This is a genomic window from Pseudomonas sp. PS01299, from assembly GCF_029960145.1.
Taxonomy (GTDB): Bacteria; Pseudomonadota; Gammaproteobacteria; order Pseudomonadales; family Pseudomonadaceae; genus Aquipseudomonas; species Aquipseudomonas putida_A.
Map to the genome: position 1 here is coordinate 1 of NZ_JASCPO010000369.1, position 3,709 is coordinate 3,709.

Sequence of the window (3,709 nt, forward strand, 5' to 3'; positions counted from 1 at the left end):
CGCGAATGCGGTGTGCCATTCAAGTTGATGGCGACTGATCCACCGCATTCGCGAGCAAGCCCGCTCCCACAGGGGGATTTGAGGAGATTTTGAGAATGCTGCAAGTCGACAAGTTGCACCAGTACTACGGCGGTAGCCACATCCTCCGTGGCCTCTCATTCGACGTAAAAGTCGGCGAAGTCACCTGCCTGCTCGGGCGCAACGGCGTGGGCAAGACCACCCTGCTCAAATGCCTGATGGGCCTGTTGCCGGCCAAGGAAGGTGTGGTGAACTGGGAAGGCCAACCGATTACCACGTTCAAGCCGCACCAGCGGGTACACGCCGGGATCGCCTATGTGCCACAGGGCCGGGAAATCTTCGGCCGGCTCACCGTGGAGGAGAATCTGCTGATGGGCCTGTCACGGTTTCCCGGCAGTGAAGCGAAAGAAGTACCAGGTTTCATCTACGAATTGTTCCCGGTGCTGCTACAAATGAAGCAGCGCCGCGGCGGTGACCTGTCCGGCGGTCAGCAACAGCAGCTGGCTATCGGTCGCGCCCTGGCCAGTCGTCCGCGTTTGCTGATCCTCGACGAGCCCACCGAAGGCATCCAGCCCTCGGTGATCAAGGAGATCGGCGCGGTGATCAAGAAGCTCGCGGCGCGGGGCGACATGGCGATTTTGCTGGTTGAGCAGTTCTACGACTTCGCCGCCGAGCTGGCCGATCAGTACCTGGTGATGTCCCGGGGCGAGATCGTGCAGCAGGGTCGCGGTGAAAATATGGAGGCCGAGGGTGTACGAGGTCTGGTAACAATTTAATCTGTAGCTTCCTAACGATAATTACAAACCATGAACTTACCGCTTCCCACTGCCCTGTTTACCCCGAGCTGGCACGCCGAGCTGGAACTGGCCTACGCCCGCTTCGGCGACTGCACGCGCCCGGTTCAACGCCGGCATCTCGGCCCGCTACGGGTACAAAAGCATCTGTATGCCGAAGGCCCCGAGGTCTGCCAGCACATCATCGTCCACCCGCCGGGCGGGATCGCCGGGGGTGACCGGCTGAACATCAGCGCCCGCGTCGAACGGGACGCCTGGGCGCAGATCACCAGCCCCGGCGCCGCCAAGTGGTATCGCGCAGCGGGGCCGGCGTATCAGCAGCTCGATCTGAAAATCGCGACCGGTGCGACGCTGGAGTGGCTGCCGCAGGAAACTATCGTCTACAGCGCCGCTCAGGCCGAACTCACCACCTCGATCGAGCTTGAGGGCGATGCGCGGCTGTTCTACTGGGACGTGGTGGCGCTGGGCCGACCGGCCAGTGGCGAGCGCTTCGACCTCGGACACTTTCAAGCGCATCTGGATATCCGCCGTGACGGGCGATTGCTCTGGCACGAGCGTCAACGCATCACCGGCAATGACGGCTTGCTCGATTCGCCGATCGGTCTGGATGGCAATCCGGTGTTTGCGACGCTGCTGGTGACCGGTGAAATCGATGCCGATTTGCTGGAGCGTTGCCGCTCGCTGGGCCATGAGGTGCGCGGTGATCTGACCCAGTTGCCGGGGCTTTTGGTTGCCCGCTGCCTGGCGAGCGAGGCACTGCTGGCCCGCGCCTGGCTGATCGACCTGTGGCGCCTGCTGCGCCCGGCCCTGCTCGGCCGCGAAGCGGTATCACCGAGAATCTGGAGCACTTGAAAAGCCACCCTCACCCCCCGCCCTCTCCCGGAGGGAGAAGGAGCCTGACCAGGTTGTCTGGAAGGAAATTTGCATTCTCGAAAAATATTGACTGACTGGAGCGGCCTCGACAAACGACCGAGATCAGTCCCCTCTCCCTCCGGGAGAGGGCTAGGGTGAGGGCTGGCTCTAACTGGCCCCCACGCCCGCAAGAACCTCACAAAACTGCCCTGATGGATACCCGCAATGGACCTGACCCCACGCGAAAAAGACAAGCTGTTGATCTTCACCGCCGGCCTCGTCGCCGAACGCCGACTGGCCCGAGGTGTGAAGCTCAACTACCCGGAAGCCATGGCCTATATCTCCGCCGCCCTGCTCGAAGGCGCCCGTGATGGCCAGACCGTGGCCGAGCTGATGCACTTCGGCACCACCCTGCTCAGCCGCGAGCAGGTGATGGAAGGCATCCCGGAAATGATCCCGGAGATCCAGGTCGAAGCGACGTTTCCCGACGGCACCAAACTGGTCACCGTCCACCAACCGATCGTCTGAGGCCGCGCCATGACCTACACCATTCGCGATGCCCTGCACGCCGACCTCCCTGCAATCCGCGACATCTACAACGACGCGGTGCTCAACACCACGGCGATCTGGAACGAATCGGCGGTCGACCTCGGCAACCGCCAGGCGTGGTTCAGCGCCCGTCAGGCCCAGGCCTACCCGATTCTGGTGATCGTCGACGCCGACAACGTTGTGCTCGGCTACGCTTCCTTTGGCGACTGGCGGCCGTTCGACGGTTTCCGCCATACCGTCGAGCACTCGGTCTATGTCCGTAGCGACCAGCGCGGCAATGGCCTTGGCCCGCAATTGATGAGCGTGCTGATCGAGCGGGCCAAAGCCTGCGACAAGCATGTGATGGTCGCCGCCATCGAAAGTGGCAACGCCGCTTCCATTCGTCTGCATGAACGCGCCGGTTTCAGCATCACCGGACAAATGCCGCAAGTCGGCACCAAGTTCGGTCGCTGGCTCGATCTGACCTTCATGCAACTGACTCTCAACCCTGGCGCCCAGCCGCCGGTCGCCAACAAGGAGTGACACGCGATGAACCCCGCCCAACTGCGACGCGTCAATGCGGAAAGTTTTGCGCACTATCGTCAGGGCCTGATTGATCTGCTGCTCGACGCCGTGGGTTATGGCGCCAGCGTCGGCTTCATGGCCGATCTCGATGCCGCGCAGGCCCGCGCCTATTTCGATGAAGTGCAGCAACAAGTGAACAAGGGCAGCGTGTTGCTCTGGGTGGTGGTCAAGGATGAAGAGGTGCAGGCCAGCGTGCAGTTGGGTCTGTGCCAGAAGGCCAACGGCCTCAATCGTGCCGAGGTGCAGAAGCTGCTGGTGCGTGAACAGGCGCGGCGACGCGGCCTCGGCCAGCAATTGATGAATGCGCTGGAGCTCGAAGCGGCCAAGCACAAGCGCGGCATGCTCTACCTCGACACCGAGGCCGGTTCGCCCGCCGAAGATTTCTACAAGGCCCTGGGTTACACCCGTGCCGGCGAAATTCCCGACTACGCCTGCGACCCGCACGGCACGTATCGCCCGACCGCCCTCTACTACAAGATTCTGCAAGGAGCCCGGCCATGATTCCCGGCCAGTACCAGATCCAGCCCGGCGACATCGAATTGAATGTCGGCCGCCGCACCCTCAGCCTGAAAGTCGCCAACAGCGGCGACCGACCGATTCAGGTCGGCTCGCACTATCACTTTTTCGAAACCAACGACGCGCTGACCTTTGATCGCGCGGCCAGCCGTGGCATGCGCCTGAATATCCCGGCCGGCACCGCGGTGCGCTTCGAACCGGGGCAGAGCCGCGAGGTCGAGCTGGTGGAGTACGCCGGGCATCGCCGGGTGTTCGGCTTTGCCGGGCGGGTCATGGGTGATCTCTAAGTAATGCGGTGTCTGCTCTGGCCCCTTCGCGAGCAAGCCCGCTCCCACATTCGACCGCGTTCCTTCAGTTGAAATGCGGTCAATTGTGGGAGCGGGCTTGCTCGCGAATCTGTGAGCGCAGCGAACAGC

At 62.7% G+C, this 3,709-nt stretch carries 6 protein-coding genes; all 6 read left to right on the forward strand.

Annotated features, from left to right (window positions below; genetic code table 11):
• The first annotated feature begins 95 nt into the window (after positions 1-95).
• The 6 genes from urtE (at position 96) to QMX91_RS29765 (ending at position 3,580) form a co-directional block, all read left to right on the forward strand.
• A complete protein-coding gene (gene urtE, locus QMX91_RS29740) occupies positions 96-794 on the forward strand; it encodes an urea ABC transporter ATP-binding subunit UrtE (RefSeq protein ID WP_098966990.1) in 699 nt (232 codons plus the stop codon).
• Positions 795-824: 30 nt separating this feature from the next.
• The gene (locus QMX91_RS29745) at positions 825-1,664 is read left to right on the forward strand and encodes an urease accessory protein UreD (protein ID WP_135294855.1); all 840 of its coding nucleotides are present in this window, start codon (positions 825-827) and stop codon (positions 1,662-1,664) included.
• A 225-nt stretch (positions 1,665-1,889) separates the two neighbouring features.
• On the forward strand, positions 1,890-2,192 hold the full coding sequence (gene ureA / locus QMX91_RS29750) for an urease subunit gamma (RefSeq protein ID WP_007915951.1): 303 nt from the start codon (positions 1,890-1,892) through the stop codon (positions 2,190-2,192).
• Positions 2,193-2,201: 9 nt separating this feature from the next.
• The gene (locus QMX91_RS29755) at positions 2,202-2,735 is read left to right on the forward strand and encodes a GNAT family N-acetyltransferase (RefSeq protein WP_047600616.1); all 534 of its coding nucleotides are present in this window, start codon (positions 2,202-2,204) and stop codon (positions 2,733-2,735) included.
• 6 nt (positions 2,736-2,741) lie between these two features.
• On the forward strand, positions 2,742-3,278 hold the full coding sequence (locus QMX91_RS29760; RefSeq protein ID WP_027613558.1) for a GNAT family N-acetyltransferase: 537 nt from the start codon (positions 2,742-2,744) through the stop codon (positions 3,276-3,278).
• On the forward strand, positions 3,275-3,580 hold the full coding sequence (locus QMX91_RS29765; RefSeq protein WP_098966985.1) for an urease subunit beta: 306 nt from the start codon (positions 3,275-3,277) through the stop codon (positions 3,578-3,580). The genes QMX91_RS29760 and QMX91_RS29765 overlap by 4 nt, the downstream gene beginning before the upstream one ends.
• The last annotated feature ends 129 nt before the right edge of the window (positions 3,581-3,709 follow it).

Excerpts from the sequence above, each read along its gene's own strand:
- QMX91_RS29755 (WP_047600616.1), top strand. The coding sequence starts at position 2,202 with ATGACCTACACCATTCGCGATGCCCTGCACGCCGACCTCCCTGCAATC.
- QMX91_RS29765 (WP_098966985.1), top strand. The coding sequence starts at position 3,275 with ATGATTCCCGGCCAGTACCAGATCCAGCCCGGCGACATCGAATTGAAT.
- urtE (WP_098966990.1), top strand. The coding sequence starts at position 96 with ATGCTGCAAGTCGACAAGTTGCACCAGTACTACGGCGGTAGCCACATC.
- QMX91_RS29745 (WP_135294855.1), top strand. The coding sequence starts at position 825 with ATGAACTTACCGCTTCCCACTGCCCTGTTTACCCCGAGCTGGCACGCC.
- QMX91_RS29760 (WP_027613558.1), top strand. The coding sequence starts at position 2,742 with ATGAACCCCGCCCAACTGCGACGCGTCAATGCGGAAAGTTTTGCGCAC.
- ureA (WP_007915951.1), top strand. The coding sequence starts at position 1,890 with ATGGACCTGACCCCACGCGAAAAAGACAAGCTGTTGATCTTCACCGCC.